Source organism: Rhodococcus sp. NPDC058521 (genome assembly GCF_042719695.1).
In the GTDB taxonomy this organism is placed as follows: Bacteria; Actinomycetota; Actinomycetes; order Mycobacteriales; family Mycobacteriaceae; genus Rhodococcus_F.
Genome location: NZ_JBHXNL010000011.1, coordinates 97,706 through 113,094, shown reverse-complemented (window position 1 = coordinate 113,094; position 15,389 = coordinate 97,706). Strand labels below are relative to the sequence as shown.

18 protein-coding genes are annotated in these 15,389 nt (G+C 65.0%); 9 read left to right on the top strand and 9 right to left on the bottom strand.

Features of this window, described 5'->3' with window-relative positions; all coding sequences use genetic code 11:
- Positions 1 to 24 precede the first annotated feature (24 nt).
- Positions 25 to 957, top strand: a complete 933-nt coding sequence (gene pheA / locus ACFWO3_RS16835) for a prephenate dehydratase (RefSeq protein WP_378579756.1) — start codon at positions 25 to 27, stop codon at positions 955 to 957.
- A complete protein-coding gene (locus tag ACFWO3_RS16830) occupies positions 954 to 1,622 on the top strand; it encodes a histidine phosphatase family protein (RefSeq protein WP_378579754.1) in 669 nt (222 codons plus the stop codon). The genes pheA and ACFWO3_RS16830 overlap by 4 nt, the downstream gene beginning before the upstream one ends.
- A gap of 11 nt (positions 1,623 to 1,633) precedes the next feature.
- On the opposite strand, the gene ACFWO3_RS16825 is transcribed toward ACFWO3_RS16830, so the two are convergent.
- From ACFWO3_RS16825 to ACFWO3_RS16805, 5 genes are all read right to left on the bottom strand, one after another.
- Positions 1,634 to 2,434 (bottom strand): ESX secretion-associated protein EspG, encoded by an 801-nt coding sequence (locus ACFWO3_RS16825; RefSeq protein ID WP_378579752.1) that lies wholly within the window; start codon positions 2,432 to 2,434, stop codon positions 1,634 to 1,636.
- A complete protein-coding gene (locus ACFWO3_RS16820) occupies positions 2,431 to 3,615 on the bottom strand; it encodes a PPE domain-containing protein (RefSeq protein ID WP_378579750.1) in 1,185 nt (394 codons plus the stop codon). Before ACFWO3_RS16820 ends, ACFWO3_RS16825 begins: the two co-directional genes overlap by 4 nt.
- A 34-nt stretch (positions 3,616 to 3,649) precedes the next feature.
- Positions 3,650 to 3,955 (bottom strand): PE domain-containing protein, encoded by a 306-nt coding sequence (locus ACFWO3_RS16815; protein WP_378579738.1) that lies wholly within the window; start codon positions 3,953 to 3,955, stop codon positions 3,650 to 3,652.
- Positions 3,956 to 4,104: 149 nt separating this feature from the next.
- The gene (locus ACFWO3_RS16810) at positions 4,105 to 4,455 is read right to left on the bottom strand and encodes a metallopeptidase family protein (RefSeq protein ID WP_378579736.1); all 351 of its coding nucleotides are present in this window, start codon (positions 4,453 to 4,455) and stop codon (positions 4,105 to 4,107) included.
- Between the two features lies 1 nt (position 4,456).
- On the bottom strand, positions 4,457 to 5,584 hold the full coding sequence (locus ACFWO3_RS16805; RefSeq protein ID WP_378579735.1) for a septum formation family protein: 1,128 nt from the start codon (positions 5,582 to 5,584) through the stop codon (positions 4,457 to 4,459).
- A gap of 105 nt (positions 5,585 to 5,689) precedes the next feature.
- Between ACFWO3_RS16805 and ACFWO3_RS16800 the strand changes: the two genes are divergently transcribed.
- From ACFWO3_RS16800 to ACFWO3_RS16790, 3 genes are read left to right on the top strand one after another with little or no spacing between them, the layout of a single operon-like run.
- The gene (locus tag ACFWO3_RS16800) at positions 5,690 to 6,100 is read left to right on the top strand and encodes an ankyrin repeat domain-containing protein (RefSeq protein ID WP_378579734.1); all 411 of its coding nucleotides are present in this window, start codon (positions 5,690 to 5,692) and stop codon (positions 6,098 to 6,100) included.
- A 33-nt stretch (positions 6,101 to 6,133) separates the two neighbouring features.
- Positions 6,134 to 7,393, top strand: coding sequence for a serine--tRNA ligase (gene serS, locus ACFWO3_RS16795; protein WP_378579732.1), 1,260 nt, complete (start codon positions 6,134 to 6,136; stop codon positions 7,391 to 7,393).
- Between the two features lie 14 nt (positions 7,394 to 7,407).
- The gene (locus tag ACFWO3_RS16790; protein WP_378579731.1) at positions 7,408 to 7,899 is read left to right on the top strand and encodes a GNAT family N-acetyltransferase; all 492 of its coding nucleotides are present in this window, start codon (positions 7,408 to 7,410) and stop codon (positions 7,897 to 7,899) included.
- Positions 7,900 to 7,939: 40 nt separating this feature from the next.
- Here the strand turns inward: ACFWO3_RS16790 and ACFWO3_RS16785 are convergent, their stop codons facing one another.
- Complete coding sequence (locus tag ACFWO3_RS16785) at positions 7,940 to 8,416, bottom strand: SRPBCC domain-containing protein (RefSeq protein ID WP_378579729.1); 477 nt, start codon at positions 8,414 to 8,416, stop codon at positions 7,940 to 7,942.
- Entirely contained in the window at positions 8,413 to 8,778 is a 366-nt protein-coding gene (locus ACFWO3_RS16780; RefSeq protein ID WP_378579728.1) for an ArsR/SmtB family transcription factor, read from the bottom strand. The genes ACFWO3_RS16785 and ACFWO3_RS16780 overlap by 4 nt, the downstream gene beginning before the upstream one ends.
- A 117-nt stretch (positions 8,779 to 8,895) precedes the next feature.
- On the opposite strand from ACFWO3_RS16780, the gene ACFWO3_RS16775 reads away from it, so the two are divergent.
- On the top strand, positions 8,896 to 9,078 hold the full coding sequence (locus tag ACFWO3_RS16775) for a bacterioferritin-associated ferredoxin (protein WP_378579726.1): 183 nt from the start codon (positions 8,896 to 8,898) through the stop codon (positions 9,076 to 9,078).
- A gap of 77 nt (positions 9,079 to 9,155) precedes the next feature.
- Positions 9,156 to 9,641, top strand: a complete 486-nt coding sequence (gene bfr / locus ACFWO3_RS16770) for a bacterioferritin (protein WP_378579725.1) — start codon at positions 9,156 to 9,158, stop codon at positions 9,639 to 9,641.
- Positions 9,642 to 9,651: 10 nt separating this feature from the next.
- Here the strand turns inward: bfr and ACFWO3_RS16765 are convergent, their stop codons facing one another.
- Positions 9,652 to 11,196 carry a Rieske 2Fe-2S domain-containing protein gene (locus ACFWO3_RS16765; protein ID WP_378579724.1) on the bottom strand — a complete coding sequence of 515 codons (1,545 nt, stop codon included), beginning with the start codon at positions 11,194 to 11,196 and terminating at the stop codon, positions 9,652 to 9,654.
- 128 nt (positions 11,197 to 11,324) lie between these two features.
- Between ACFWO3_RS16765 and ACFWO3_RS16760 the strand changes: the two genes are divergently transcribed.
- Both ACFWO3_RS16760 and ACFWO3_RS16755 read left to right on the top strand, forming a co-directional pair.
- Positions 11,325 to 12,080 carry a lysophospholipid acyltransferase family protein gene (locus ACFWO3_RS16760; RefSeq protein ID WP_378579722.1) on the top strand — a complete coding sequence of 252 codons (756 nt, stop codon included), beginning with the start codon at positions 11,325 to 11,327 and terminating at the stop codon, positions 12,078 to 12,080.
- Positions 12,081 to 12,175: 95 nt separating this feature from the next.
- Positions 12,176 to 13,015 carry an HAD family hydrolase gene (locus tag ACFWO3_RS16755; protein WP_378579718.1) on the top strand — a complete coding sequence of 280 codons (840 nt, stop codon included), beginning with the start codon at positions 12,176 to 12,178 and terminating at the stop codon, positions 13,013 to 13,015.
- A 31-nt stretch (positions 13,016 to 13,046) separates the two neighbouring features.
- Here the strand turns inward: ACFWO3_RS16755 and ACFWO3_RS16750 are convergent, their stop codons facing one another.
- Positions 13,047 to 15,179: an N-acetylmuramoyl-L-alanine amidase gene (locus tag ACFWO3_RS16750; RefSeq protein WP_378579716.1), complete on the bottom strand. Its 2,133-nt coding sequence runs from the start codon at positions 15,177 to 15,179 to the stop codon at positions 13,047 to 13,049.
- Positions 15,180 to 15,389: the final 210 nt, after the last annotated feature.

The window sequence follows — 15,389 nt, the reverse complement described above, 5'->3', positions numbered from 1 at the left end:
CAATCCTTCGGGCATTTTCCTGCGATGCGTAACCTCGTAGGCGTGCCTCGTATCGCGTACTTCGGACCGTCTGGAACCTTCACCGAAATGGCTCTCGCCCAGCTGGAGGCGGAAGGTGTCTTCGACGGGCCGGTCGAGCGAATCTCTGCGGCGAATCCACCCGCCACGCTCGCCAGAGTTCGTGACGGTTCGGTCGACGGTGCCGTCGTCCCGATAGAGAGTTCCGTCGAGGGCGGTGTCACGCCGACCCTCGATTCGTTGGCGGCCGGCGAACGTCTGCAGATAGTCGCCGAAACCGAGCTCGACATCGCGTTCTCGATCCTCGCCCGCCCGGGTACCGCCCTCGCCGACGTCAAGACGATCCGTGCGTACCCGCATGCGTCGGGGCAGGTCCGCGAGTGGCTGGCACGCAACCTGCCGGCCGTCGAACTGCAGCCGGCTTCCTCCAATGCCGGTGCAGCCGAGGACGTCGCGGCGGGCATCGCGGACGCAGCCGTCTCGACTGCCCTCGCCGGTACGAAACTGGGCCTGGACACCCTGGCGGGCGGGGTTGCCGACGTCGACAGCGCACGCACCCGCTTCGTCCTCGTGACTCGTCCGACGGCGCCGCCGAAGCGCACCGGTTACGACCGAAGTGCCGCAGTTCTGCTCCCCGACAACGCTCCCGGGTCGCTGGTGCGAGTTCTGTCCGAATTTGCAAGTCGTGGAATCGATCTCACTCGAATCGAGTCTCGTCCCCTCCGGACCAGCATGGGAACGTACCGGTTCTTCGTCGACTGCATCGGGCATATCGAGGACCCGCTCGTCGCGGAGGCGTTTCGGGCCGTGCACCGGACGTCCGACGTCCTCTTTCTCGGATCGTGGCCCGCCGCCAACCCGAGTGGGCCGCCACCGCCCTCCGACGACGACGCGGCCGAGTGGATCGAACGGATCCGTAGGGGAGACCGTGAATCATGAGTGGGAAACTGATCCTGGTCCGTCACGGGCAGACGGTGGCCAATGTGGCCAAACGTCTCGACACCAGGCTGCCCGGCGCACCGCTGACGACGGAGGGCTTGGCGCAGGCTGAACTGTTCGGACGAAACCTCGCTGCTCGCCGCACTCCCGCCACCCTGGTGTCCTCGTTGGCATTGCGTGCTCGACAGACGGCGGGCTTCGTCGAATCCGCGTCGGGAGTGGCGGCGCAGCTTCGAGAAGGTATTCACGAGGCGCAGGCCGGTGAACTCGAGGACCGCAGTGACCGGGAATCACACGATCTGTTCGTTAAGACCTTCCACCAGTGGCACACCGGTGACCTGAGCGCTCACGTGCCGGGCGGGGAGTCGGGCTACGACGTCTTGGACCGCTACGTGCCCGTGCTCACCGCGCTGCGCGACGAATTCCTCGGGGACCCGGCGTCCGGCGATGTTGTCGTGGTCAGCCACGGCGCCGCGATTCGTCTGGTCGGTGCGCACCTCTCCGGAGTGCCGGGATTGTTCGCTGCCAACAATCATCTGTCGAACACTCAGACCGTCGAACTGGTCCCCGCACCTGACGGTGGGTGGGAATGCGTGCGCTGGGGCTCACTGGAACCGCCGTTCGAGCACACGGTGATTCCCGGTGCGGACGACCCGATGGGTTGACCGGGCCGGCGCTACTGCAGACGATCCGCGAGTGACTCGAGGGCTTGCCGCAGGCGCTGCGTGGTTCCCGGGCTGAGCGACGACCAGGCAACGCCGTGTGCCGACACACTCGACGTGCCCACGATGCGGCCGAGTTCAGTGTCGAACACTGTCACCGGACCACCGACCGGGTCGTATTGACCGTCGCCGTAGGCGATTCCCACGATTTCGGCGTGGGTGTCGCAGCCATGGATGGCCCGGCCGAGCTGCCCTGCATCCGGAGCAGGAACACCCAGGCGCACCAGTCGGTCCGCAAGGTTGGCGCCGTCGATTCCATCGTCGAAGGCGGCGCTCAGATCGGCGGTGGGTGCATTGACGTTCTGGAACTTCATCGGCTGCGCGTTGCCGAGCGCACGAATGATCGGTGCGAACAGATCGGCACCGGCGTCCTGGACCACGAAATCGTCGCCGGCACGCATGGTGAGCACGGACATGTCCGGGCTGTACGACACGCACATCCGGGACACCGTTCCGGCGACGTACCACCGCACCGCGATTTCCCAGGTGGGGCGAGCAAGGACGCGTAGCCGGTCTTCGAGCGACTGATCCACCGTTCCGTACTGGAACAAATCTCGTTCGGTGAGGCTTTCGGTCGCTTCACGGAACGCGGCATCGCGCGCATCGAGACAGTCGTGGCGAGGGTTGGCGTCGAGCACCACCGGCAGCACGTCGAGCGAGAGCTTGTCGACGAGAAACTCGATCTCGTCGAGGCTCAGGGTGACGGGCGGGAGTGTGGTGGAGCTCGTGCCGAGCGTGGTTCCGAGGTCGATCAACGTCCAGACTGCTCCGGGTCGGCGCCGATGACGGACGGGATGACCGTACGACCATCGGAGAAGTGTTCGAAGTTCTTCAGGTACTCCGGGGTGTCCCGCTCGGCGTCGTCGTTGGCGCCACCACCCGCGCCCATTCCGCGCCCGCCCATCATGGGTCCGGAGCCCGAAGCTCCGCGGGCACCGGCCGAAGACGATGCGTCCGCGCGCATCTCACCGACACCCGCTGCGGGTGCGCCGCCCGGGCGGCCCTGTCCTCCGTCGGCTTTCCCCCAGCCCTCGGGGAGTCCGGCACCGCTGGAACCGCCGGGAGCACCGACGCCTCCGGCAGCGGGAACGCGGGCCGATGCGGCCGACGTGGAGGCGCTACCCGACATGCCGCTGCTGAAGATGGGAGCACCGCCCATCATGGGGGTGGAGGAGTTGACGCCACCGGTGGATGCGCTGATCGCGGCGCTGCCGATGTTCGTGGCGGCAGAGGTCGCGGTGGAAACCGTGGTGCTCGCGATGCTGCCTGCCTGTGAGGCGGCGGTGGTCACGCCCGGGTTCTGGCCGAGAGTCATGGCAGCGGCCGTGGCGGCCTTCACCGGATCCTTCTCGAAATCGCTGATCTCGTCGAAGCTCTCGTAGGAGTCGCCGTCCGCCTTCGTGACGATGCGGGGCGGCTGACGGTAGGTGCGCTGCAAGGCGAGGATGTTGGAAGCGGCCTCGTAGCCCTCCATGACCAGTCCGGCGCGGATGTCCATCGCACGGTCTGCGGCCTCGGCGACGGCCGCACTGCCGTTGAGGGCACCACCAGTGGTGTACGCAGTCGCCTTCGCGGACTTCACCGCCACGATCTCGGGGATGCTCGGCATGACCAATCGCGCCGTGGTGTACGCACCGGCTTCGAGGCCGGCCTTGGCTGCGGTATCGGCGGCCAGCTCGGTGCACTCCGCTGTCCACAGTGCGAACGGGGCGATCTTCGCGATGGCGGACGCGGAGGCGATGCCCTGCCAGCCGGCACCCAGTTCGGCCATGACACGCACGAGTGTTGCGTTCACGTCGAGGAAGGTGGTGGACAGCGCGGTCCACCCTGCGCTGGCGACACTGAGCGGCACCGGCCCGGCACCCGCGTTGAGGGTTGTCGAGTTGACGGTCGCACCGCGCGGCAACCAGATGACGCCTGTCAGTCCCAAAGTCATGTTGCGTTCTCCCTGAAAGTTCTGGTGTGCCGAATCACATGATCACGTCGAGGGACGCGCCCCCGGCGAGATCCTGTGCGACGTAGGTGGCTGCCTGTTGGCGCAAAGTGGCCGCCGTTGCCTGCATCTCGGCGATCCCCTGGGTAACGGCGGGCAGGAAGGTGTTGGCGACCGTGTTGAAGTAGCCCGCAGCGTGCAAGGAGACTTCTTCGGTTCCGGAAGGAAGAACGCGAATGGCCGCGGAATTGGCGGTGACCGAGGTCTGGAGGCGAGCAGCCAACAAATCCAGTTCGGCTGCTGCGGCAATGAGAGCTTCGGGGCTGACGTTGAGAGCTGGCACGGCGTCGAACTCCTTCTACCTAGTCATGGAGGCAGAGGCCCCCCTGGACGACTGCGAATACAAACTACTTGCCCAACACGTCCTGGTTTCTTGGACGCTGCAACGTGCTCCTTGGTTCCCCCGTGCCCGAAGTTTCTTCGAGCGTTCGTTCATCCCCAGCCGAGCTCGTGCAGACGATCTTCTTCTATCCCGAAGTAGTGTGCAACCTCATGTATGACGGTCACAGCCACCTCATGCACAACTTCTGTCTCTGAACTGCACATATCGAGAAGTGCGTCCCGATACACCGTAATCGTATCGGGGAGCGAACCGCCGTAATGACTGTCCCGTTCCGTCAACGCGATTCCGTGGTAAAGGCCGAGAAGGTCCGGCTCCTCGTCGTTACGGTCCTCGACGAGTACCACCACGTTGTCCAGCGCGGCCATGAGCTGGTGCGGAATGAGATCGAGTGCGTCGCCCACCAATTCTTCGAACCGTTCGGGCGTCATCTGCACCGACAACTCAGTTCCCCTCCGGCGGTGCGGCGCCGGGCAGCGGAACCGGTAGCGAACGTCCCTCGGGCACAGGTGGCGGCGGCACGGGCGGTGCACCGTCGATCAGGATGTCGCCCTTCGCGGTTCCGGTGATGGCGGCGAAACCACCGGTTTCGACTTCCTTGCCCATCGAACAGTTGATCTTGCGGCTACCGGCGAGCCAACTGTCGAGGTCCAGGTTGTCCCAGAAGAGGGTGAGGGTCTTGTCGCGAAGCGCGTCTGCCGAGCCGAGGTACTCGTTGGACGACTGGGTGCACACACCCTCGAGGTACTTGTCCTGGTCTTCGACGGACGGCATGGGACCCGGGAACTGGCCACTCAGATCGACCGCCGCGATCACCTCGAAAGCATGCGGTTGCGAGCAATCGACCGGGTCGGCGGGAACGTTCTGGTTGATGCCGATGCAGGTACCGGTGTCCCAGACGTTCGACTGGTCCTGTCCGGCCACCGCGCCGGTGAACGGGAGCAGGGTCCCGGCCGTACTGGACAGCTGGATGCCGCAGCGCAAGGTGCGGTCACCGTCGGCCCAGGCGGACTCGCTCGGGAACATCAGACCCACACTGAACTTGCCGTAGGGGTCGAACTTCGCACCCAGGTAGGAGTTGACCGAGGCGACGCAGTGCTCGTCACGCAGCGAGGCGAAGCGGAGAGCGCCCGGATAACGCGCACCGGGACCGAACTCGGCTCCCGGGTACGTGCTCAGGTCGAGCGGCGCGGCCACCTCGAATCGGTGTTCGTCGGCGCAGTCCACGCGGGCGACGTCCTGGCGATCTTCCTGAGGATCCTCCGACGGCGTCCACTCGAGGCAGTCACCGGCGACCGCAGCGTCGAACTCACCCGGCTCCGAGGACTGGGCGTGGCCCGCCGCATTGGTGTGGGTGGGGAGTCGGTCACTGCGATTGAACCCGCCGGAAATGGCGAACGTCGCGATCGCGGCCACGACGGCGCCGACCGCCACCGCGAGGAGGGCACGTCGCGTCGTGGATGCGGACATGGTTCGTCCCGACGGTGACATGGGTCGTGACGGGGATTTCGGTCGTGCCTTCCTGCGTCGGCGCGACTCCGGATCCTTGGGTTCGGGCTGCTCTTCGGACATCGCCGTCCATCATGCCTGCTCCTCTCGGCCTTTCCGAACAACTCCGCCGAATCGTCGGCGTGCTCGCCGATCGGTTTCGGCCGACATGGATTAGTTTCGAGTGACATGAGCGAACATCGCGATGACGACATCGATCCGCAGCTGCAGGAACTCGCGGGCCGGGTGTTCGACGCCGCCCGCGCAGGCGACGGTGATGCTCTCGCGACCTACGTCGACGCCGGCGTGCCGGTGAATCTCACCAACGAGAAGGGCGACACCCTGCTGATGCTGGCTGCATACCACGGCCACCAGGAGGCGGTGCAGGCATTGATCGACCGGGGTGCGGACGTCGATCGACTCAACGACAGGGGACAGTCGCCGCTGGCAGGAGCCCTGTTCAAGGGGGAGGACGCGGTGGTGCGCGCACTGATCGCCGGTGGTGCCAGCGCCACGATCGGACAACCCGCCGCAATCGATGCAGCGCGGATGTTCGGTCGGGAGGACCTCCTCGAACTGCTCGAACCGAAACCCGAATAATCGCCGCTCACGCGCCCGGTAGGGTTTGGAGTCGTGATTGACCTGAAATTCGTCCGTGAGAACCCCGAGGCCGTACGGCAGTCGCAGCGAACCCGAGGCGAGGACCCGTCTCTGGTGGACGCACTGCTCGAGGCGGACGCTTCCCGTCGTGCCGCGGTCCTCGCGGGTGACACCCTTCGTGCCGAACAGAAGGCATTCGGGAAGAAGGTCGGCCAGGCATCTCCCGAGGAGCGGCCCGCACTGCTCGAAGGCTCGAAGGAACTCGCGGCGAAGGTGAAGGAAGCGGAGGCCGCCCAGAACGAGGCCGATGCCGCACTCGACACCGCGCATCGTGCGATCTCCAACATCGTGCAGGACGGTGCGCCCGCCGGTGGCGAGGACGACTTCGTGACCCTCGAGACCGTCGGCGAGATTCCGGGGTTCGACTTCGAACCGAAGGATCACCTCGAGCTCGGCGAATCGCTCGGTCTCATCGACATGGAGCGCGGCGCCAAGGTGTCGGGTGCGCGCTTCTACTTCCTCACCGGCTTCGGCGCGATGCTGCAGCTGGGGATGCTTCAGTTGGCCGCGCAGAAGGCGATGGCCAACGGCTTCCAGATGATGATTCCGCCCGTTCTGGTCCGTCCCGAGATCATGGCAGGCACCGGCTTCCTCGGCGCCCACTCGGACGAGATCTACCACCTCGAGGACGACGATCTGTACCTCGTGGGCACCTCCGAGGTCCCGTTGGCCGGCTACCACTCGGGTGAGATTCTGGATCTGGCCGGCGGACCCAAGCGCTACGCGGGTTGGTCGTCGTGCTTCCGCCGCGAAGCGGGCAGCTACGGCAAGGACACCCGCGGCATCATTCGGGTGCACCAGTTCGACAAGGTCGAGATGTTCACCTACTGCAAGCCCGAGGATGCCGACGCAGAGCATCACCGGTTGCTGTCCTGGGAGCGCGAGATGCTCGCGGCCATCGAGGTGCCCTACCGGGTCATCGATGTGGCCGGCGGCGATCTCGGTTCGTCTGCGGCCCGCAAGTTCGATTGCGAAGCCTGGGTGCCGACGCAGAAGGCATATCGAGAGCTGACGTCCACGTCCAACTGCACGACGTTCCAGAGTCGGCGGCTGAGCGTGCGCTACCGCGACGAAAACGGGAAGCCGCAGACCGCCGCCACCCTCAACGGGACGCTCGCGACCACCCGCTGGCTCGTCGCGATCCTCGAGAATCATCAGCAGGCCGACGGGTCCGTGCGGGTGCCGGAAGCTCTCGTCCCGTTCGTGGGAACGGACGTTTTGCGCAAGTCCTGACAGGTCGGTGTCGAATGGATTGTCCGCAGGTCACCGTCCGTCGCGCGGATGCGCGCGACGTGGGCTTTCTGACCGAAATGTTGGTAGAAGCCGCCTTCTGGCGGTCCGACGATTCCGGTCGAGGTATCGGTCATGTTTTGCGCGAGCCGGATCTCGCGCACTACGTCGTGGGTTGGCCGCGTCCTGGTGACCTCGGCATGGTCGCCGAGTGTGATCGGCCAGTGGGCGCCGCCTGGCTACGGTTCTTCAACGCCTCCGAGCCCGGGTACGGGTTCGTCGACGCCGCGACCCCCGAGGTCGCCATGGGGGTGGTGAAGCAGTGGCGGGAGCTCGGTATCGGGGGCCGTCTCCTCGACGCGCTGATCGGCGCCGCCCGGGTAGTCGGTGTGCCCTCGCTCGGTCTCAGCGTGGAGCCCGACAACCGCGCGCGTCGACTCTACGAACGACACGGCTTCGAGCAGGTCGGCGAGCTGAACGGCTCGCTCACCATGCTGCTCCGTCTCTGACGTGGGCACCCGCTCATGCAGAGCGGGTGCCCGGAGCCTCTCAGAGGATTCCGGCCATCGGCTTGCCGGTTTCGATGAGGGTCTTCATGCTGCCCAGCACCCAGGGCCAGCCGCCGCCACCGGTGGCGGGATCTGCGCCGCCTGCGGTTTGACGGTCGGTTTCGGGGGCATCGGTGACGTCATGGGTGAGGGTGAGCTGGCAGGGCCCGTTCGTGAACTCGGTGATCTCCCATGTCAGCGTGGTTGCCGGTTCCTCGAGCCAGACCGGGTCCCACTTCTGCACGAGACGCTTCGGCGGGTCGGCCTCGATCACCTCGCCGTTCACGACGATGTCGGGCATGTTCATGGCCTTCATCTCCTCGCTGGCGTACGCGGTGTACTTGCCGCCGGGTGCGAGGTCGAATTCGACGGGCCCTGCGTACCCGTACTTGGTCGTGTATTCGGACGAGGTGATGGCGTCCCAGATCTTCTGGGCAGGCGCATCGATGTAGATGCTGTACACGCGGTTGTCGGTCATGGTTCCTGCTCCTCGGTGTCGTCGACGCCGTTCTCCAGGCCACGTTTGAGGTCCAGTAGGGACGTCGCAATGTGCTCGGTGTGACGGGTGTACTTGCCGATCCAGCGCTCGTGGATCGACTGGATCGGGACGGGATTGAGATGGTGAAGCTTGGTCCGACCTTCTTTGCGTGAGGTGACCAGATCGGCGTCCTCGAGCAGTTTGAGATGCTTGGCGACTCCGAAACGCGTCATCTCGGTGGTGCTGTTGACGACGCTCTCGAGCTCTCCGAGCGAGCGGCCACCGCGCTCGAACAGCGCGTCCAGTAGCAGTCGGCGGACCGGGTCCGCCAGCGCCTTGAACACGAGGTCGTCTTCCTGCACGAATCGAGAATAGGTGACTAAATAGTCGCATGTCAACGGTTGGGCAGGCTACCCTTGCAAAGACAGGGAAATGATGTAACCCTTACCTAATCAGTTTTGGTCTCGAGGGAGCTCTACATGTTCGTCTGCATCTGCAAAGCCGTCACCGAAGAAGAGGTGCACCAGCACTTCGACGACGGGGCAGGCGACGCGGACGCGGTCGGCGAGCGCTGTGGAGCCGGATGGGGATGTGGTACCTGCGTCGAACGTCTGAACGAGATCCTCTGCTCTCGTTCGGTAGGCAGCTCCACTGCTGCCTGACAACCTGAATCCCGAATCGCTGCGGTTCGGCGATAGCACTTGATACGGTCGCTTTGTTCCGGCGACCGGAGGTTGTAATGCGTGGCGACGACGAAGTTATCGCTCTACTCAACGAACAGCTGACCAGTGAACTGACCGCGATCAACCAGTATTTTCTGCATTCGAAGATGCAGGCCGACTGGGGTTTCACCAAACTGGCTGCGAAGACCCGCGAAGAATCGATCGAAGAGATGGTTCATGCGGAGAAGCTGACAGATCGAATTCTGCTGCTCGAAGGCCTGCCCAATTATCAGCGACTGCTGCCGCTGCGCATCGGCCAGAATCTTCGCGAGCAGTTCCACTCGGACCTCGCAATCGAAGTCGAGGTCGTCGAACGGCTTCGCCCGGGTGTGCAGATGGTGCGGTCCAAAGGCGACGCCACATCGGCCGGCCTTCTCGAGCAGATCCTCCGCGACGAAGAAGACCACGTCGACTACCTCGAAACCCAGATCGCGCTGATGGACAAGATGGGCGACCAGCTGTACATGGCCCAGGTCGTCGATCAACCCCCGACCGTCGGCTGAGACCAACCGGTCAGAGCTTCTTCGACCGGAGTTCGTGGCCCTTCGATGTCTTGCACCTTCCCGTTTCGAGGTCCCACTGCCAACCGTGCAGGTTGCAGGTGAGATTGGTGCCCTCGACGACGCCGAACTTCTCGAGGTCGGCTTTGAGGTGCGGGCAACGGCGCTGGATCTCGTAACCACCGAGCTCGATCGATGCATCGTCGTCGTGGGCCTCGGAGAACCAGCCGTCCGCGTAGGCGATGCGCTCGTCCGTGAGGCATTTGAAGAACGTGTAGAGGAACTCGTTGTACCCGCCGATACGCCACGCTTCGAACCGGGTCGACAGGAAGATGCTGTTCACCCAGTCCGGTTCGTCGTCGCGTAGGACGGTGCGAACCAGCTCCGGCGCGATACGGAAGCCGTAGCGGTACTTGCCGTCCTTCTCGCCCTTGGGACGAACGATGCGCTGCGGGAAGTCCAGCACCACGGTCTCGTCACCCATCACGAGGCCGACCGGGTAGCCGATACCGTCGCAGATGAGATCGGACTGGCGCATGATCGGCTCGAACTTCGCTTTGAGGCCCGCGAGGAGCGGTTCGCCCTCTGCGGGTGCCCACGTGGCCTTCTCGGCTGCGAGAACCGGTGCCATCCGCTGCGCCATGTCCTCGATGTACGCGGCCTTGTCGCTGAAGATCTTGTCGACGTCCGCATCCGGGACCGGGTGGGTGAGGTCCAGGTCGCTCCCGTGCACCTCGGCGGTCGACCCCGGGATCATGAGGATTCCGCCGTTGTTGCCGTGGATGCGCATCTGCTCCAGGAACACGATCTGATCGGGGAAGATGTTGCCTTCGTCGCCGTGATCGTCGTTGAGGTAGCGCAGTTCGTCGTCCAGGAAGACGGGCGGGCCGGCCGACGGAACGACCCAGGTGGCGCCCACCTGCTCGATGTAGCTGCGGCAACGGTCCATGCCGCGCTGGCGCTTCTGCTTCCCGAAGTTCGCCTTCGTCTTCTTCGGAATGTCGTAGACCATCGGGTACCAGATCGCACCCGAATACTGCAGGAGGTGAATATCGATCTTGCCGAACTCCCGCAGTACGTCCATGTCGACGGGACGTGCGTCGTTCATGTTGAAGCACGTGCTTTCACCGTCGGACACGACGAGGCCGGAGTCTCCGATCGGCCCGTCCGCCGGCGCGCGGAGCGCGATGATCATGATGTCCAGATCACCCTTCGGTCCGGACAACGTGTGCTTGACCGAGTCCTCGGTCTCGAAGAACTTGTGGAAGCCGAGCGCCTCGAGTTCGCGACGCAGGTCCGGCACCGGGTAGTCCGGCAACAGAACGGTCGCGTCCTTGTTGACGTGCTTCGTGAGCGTTTGCGGATCGAAGTGATCCTTGTGCAGGTGGGACACGTACAGGTAATCGCAGGCGCCGAGTGCGTCCCAGTCGAGACCGGTGTTGTCGGGGAACGGGAACCACGATCCGAAGTACGCGGGGTTTACCCACGGATCGCACAGGATCGAGCCTGCGTCCGTCTGGATGTGGAAGCCGGCGTGTCCGACACTGGTGACCTGCACTGGTTCTGCCTCCTGAAAAGCTGAGCTACTACACCAGGGTATGCGAATGACGTCGGGCGACCCACTTCGCCCGCTCACTGTCGTCGGCGGTGAGCCGGACCACAAGGAACCGACTACTGTTGTGCACCGTGGAACCTGTCTATCGAACGATCATCGGCCTTGCCCGCACGGTTTTCGCAGCCGAAGGGTTGAAGTTCACCATCCACGGTGCCGAGAACATTCCGGCGAAGGGCGGCGCTGTGCTCGCCGTCAACCACACCGGGTACATGGACTTCACCTACGCAGGAATTCCGGTACGCAACGTCAAGCGGTACATCCGGTTCATGGCGAAGAAGGAAGTGTTCGACAACAAGGTCTCCGGTCCGATCATGCGGACCTTGAAACACATTCCCGTCGACCGTGCTGCCGGCTCCGATTCGTACAAGGCGGCTGTCGCTTATCTGCAGCGCGGCGAACTGGTCGGTGTGTACCCGGAAGCCACGATCAGCCGGAGCTTCGAGATCAAGGACTTCAAGTCCGGTGCGGCGCGAATGGCACTGGAAGCCGACGTGCCGATCATCCCGATCGTGATCTGGGGTGCGCAACGTGTCTGGACCAAGGGCTTTCCGAGGAGGTTGGGGCGCACCAACACCCCGATCTCCATCAGTGTCGGCAAGCCGATCGCCCCGTACGAGCCCGCAGCGGACCTCACGGCCGAAGTGCGCTCGACGATGCAGCAGCAGCTCCTCGAACTTCAGAAGGACTACGAGCACCCCGCCGGTGAGTACTGGGTGCCTGCCCGGCTCGGCGGCGGTGCGCCCACCCTCGAGGAAGCGAACCGTATGGACGCTGAAGACGCGGCTGCGAAAGCTGCGTCCCGCCCTCCGGGCTCCGACGACAACTAGCCCTACCCCCACTACCCCCGACGAATGTCACACCCGTTCGACTCACACGAACCGGTGTGACATTCGTCGGGGGTGGGGGCAGGCACAATGAGCGGGTGAGCGCATACCCGTCCTTCCCATCGAACCGCCCGAGTCTCGTCGCTTCCGACGTGGACGGCACCCTGATCGGTCACGATGAGCGGGTGAGTGCACGGACGCGCTCGGCGGTGAGCGACGTCGTCGCATCGGGCACCCCGTTCGTACTCGCCACCGGCCGCCCGCCGCGATGGATTCCACCTGTGGTGGATGGACTCGGGTTCGCGCCGTTCGCCGTGTGCGCCAACGGTGCGGTGATCTACGACAGCGCCACGGACCGAGTTCTGAGTGCGGCGACGCTAGGGGTGGATCTGCTCGAGTGGCTCGCGGATCTGGCCGCAACAGTCCTGCCGGGATCGGGACTGGCAGCAGAACGAGTCGGAGCGAGCGCGCACGACGCGGCCACCCCGCAATTCGTCAGTGAACCCGGTTACGAACATGCCTGGCTCAACCCGGACAACACGGAACTCTCCGGTGTGGAACTGCTGTCTGCGCCTGCAGTGAAGCTGCTCGTCCGGCTCCCGGGCGCCACCAGCCAGTCGATGGTCGACGCGTTGGCGCCTCACGTCGCGGGCCAGGCAGATCTGACCTATTCCACCGACAACGGTTTGGTCGAGCTCTCGGCATCCGGTATCACGAAGGCGTCCGGGCTCCTGTATCTGGCGGACCATCTGGGGGTCGATCCGGCGTACGCCGTCGCGTTCGGGGACATGCCCAACGACATCCCGATGCTGTCCCTCGCCGGGACGGGCGTGGCGGTGGAGAACGCGCACCCCGACGCGAAGGCAGCAGCCGACGAGGTCACGACGACCAATGTCGACGACGGGGTCGCAAAAGTACTCGAGCGCTGGTGGTCCTGAGACCACCAGCGCTCGGGTTCGGGTAGGGACGTCAGCCGGCGGGAGCCGGAGCCGGTGCTGCTTCTGGAGCCGGCGCCGGTTCTGGTGCCGGAGCAGCAGCCGGTGCGGGTGCCAGCTCGGGAGCAGGCGCGGCGGCCTCGACGCGTGCACCGTTCGAGTACGTCTCCTGGTACGTGTCGTTGTACGTCTTCAGGACCTTGGTGACCAAACCGGTCAGCTCGTTGAAGATGAGCGAACCGTTCTCGAAGTCGGTCCGGAATCCGCCCGGCACTGCGTACTCGTCCGAGGTGGGGAGTCCGAGTTCACCGGCGTCGAATCCGAGGCTCTGCCAGGTCTTGTAGATCTCGCCGAGCACCGTCCACACGCCGCCGTTCGGTGCGCTGTAGATGGCGCCGTTGACGAACTGTGCACCCGTGTTGCCTGCCTTTGCCTGCAGCAGTCCGGTGAGTGCCTGGCCCAGTCGGCCGGCGTCACCGCCCTGTGCAACCCACTTCTGCACGACGGGTGACTGGTCGGCCATCCGCGCGAGTTCGCTGACGAGTGCGGGGACCTGGGAGGCCGCCTCGGCGCTTGCGTTGGTACCGGGCGACTCGGCTTGCGGCGCCGACGCCTGGATTCCGACGTCCGATCCGGCGACGTTGGCTGCCGCGATGTCGCGGATCTCGTCCATGTGGGCATAGGCGGCGTCACCCGGGCACGAGGTGTTGCCGACGTCGCGGTGGGCGAAGATGACCGGCAGGTCGACCGCCTGGCCCTGGCCGTACGGCGTGAACTCGGTGCCTTCGGAGTACATGGTGGTCTGACCCTTGGGGTCCAGGCCGGCACGGCCGAGTCGCCATCCGAGGAACTTGCCCACTGCGTCGATGCTCTCCTGGGTCGGCTCGACCGAGGAGTGGTCACCCATCATGGCGATGCCCATGGTGTTCTCGTTGAAACCACCGGCGTGAGCACCCTGTACCGGCTTGTCCAGCCCGCCTGCGCGGCCTTCGAAGACCTGGCCGTACTTGTCGACCAGCACGTTGTATCCGACGTCGCACCATCCCAGCGTCTGTGCGTGGTACGCGTAGATGCCGCGGACGATCTCGGCGGATTCGGCCTTGGAGTAGTCGTTGCTACCGGCTGTGTGGTGCACGGTCGCGCCACCGAGGAAGTCGTCGTATGTCGGCTCCTCGCAACGGATGGACTCGTCGGCGCCCCACTGTGAACGGGTGATGACGTTGGGTCCACCGGCCGATGCCGGGGTTGCGATGTCGGCGAGGTTTCCGTCGGACGGCCCCGATCCGGGCTCGATGAGCACTGCCGTGACGTCCTCGGCTCCGGTCTGTGCGGGAGCCGGCTGTTCGTGCAGCGGCTTGCTCACGGAGGCGGGGGTGTAGCCGAGCGGTGCGGCACCTTCCGGCGCGGGCTCGACGGGCGTGAGGGTTTCCGGAGTCGGCTCCGCCTCGGGTGCGGGAGCTGCTTCGGGTGCCGGTGCGGCTTCGGGAGCCGGAGCCGCCGGGGCGGGGGCTTCCTCGGGAAGGATCGTCGGAGTCAGGATCTGGACGGCCTTGGTGAGTCCCACGTAGATGGGCTCGGTGGCGACCGTGCCGTCGAACTTCGTCTTGTCGGTTGCTCGGCTGTCGACCATGTCGGGGGAGATCCACGGGCCCCAGGATCCGTCTTCCTGCATCGCGCGAACCTTGGATTCGGCGGAGGCGACCGAGTTGGAGGTGAGCGCGACCATGCTGAACGGGGTGTCCTGGTCGAGTTCCTTCACGACCGCTCCCGGCTGCTGGTCCTCGGGCGGGGCCACCGAATCGCCGGAGATGTCACCGGGAGTCGGGAGCTGGAGGGGTATCTCCAGGTTCGTGGGGATCTTCAGTCCGCGGGGCAGTGTGATCCCGTCGGGGATCTGGATGCTCGACGGGATGGGCAGGTTGCGGAGTTGTCCGATGTTGACGTCGGGCAGATCGAGACCGGTCAGGTCTTTCACCGGAATGACGATGTCGGGGACCTGTTCGAGGGCGACCTTGGCGATGTCGGTGGAAACCACCGTGTTCGATTCGTTTGCGGACTGGACGCCGGAGGGCGCGCTGGTGATGCCGAAGACCGCGAGAGGACTTGCGACAGCCAGGACGGCTACGGCCCCCAGGACGAGCGAGGGCTTCGGTCGGCGGTGCGGCAAGGGGACTCCTCAGTTGTAGGTTCCAGCGTTCGACCAGGGTCGATGTCCGTGGTCCGGACGCATATGTCTGCAACTTGCGATGGTGCTGTGGCCGGTGTGTCGGATGTTGCCAACTCCAGTCACTATTGCCACACTAGTCACACAAGTGTGTAAGGCTCAACCTTAGATTGAGACTTTAATCGAAAACTTTCACCCGCACTCACCGGACCC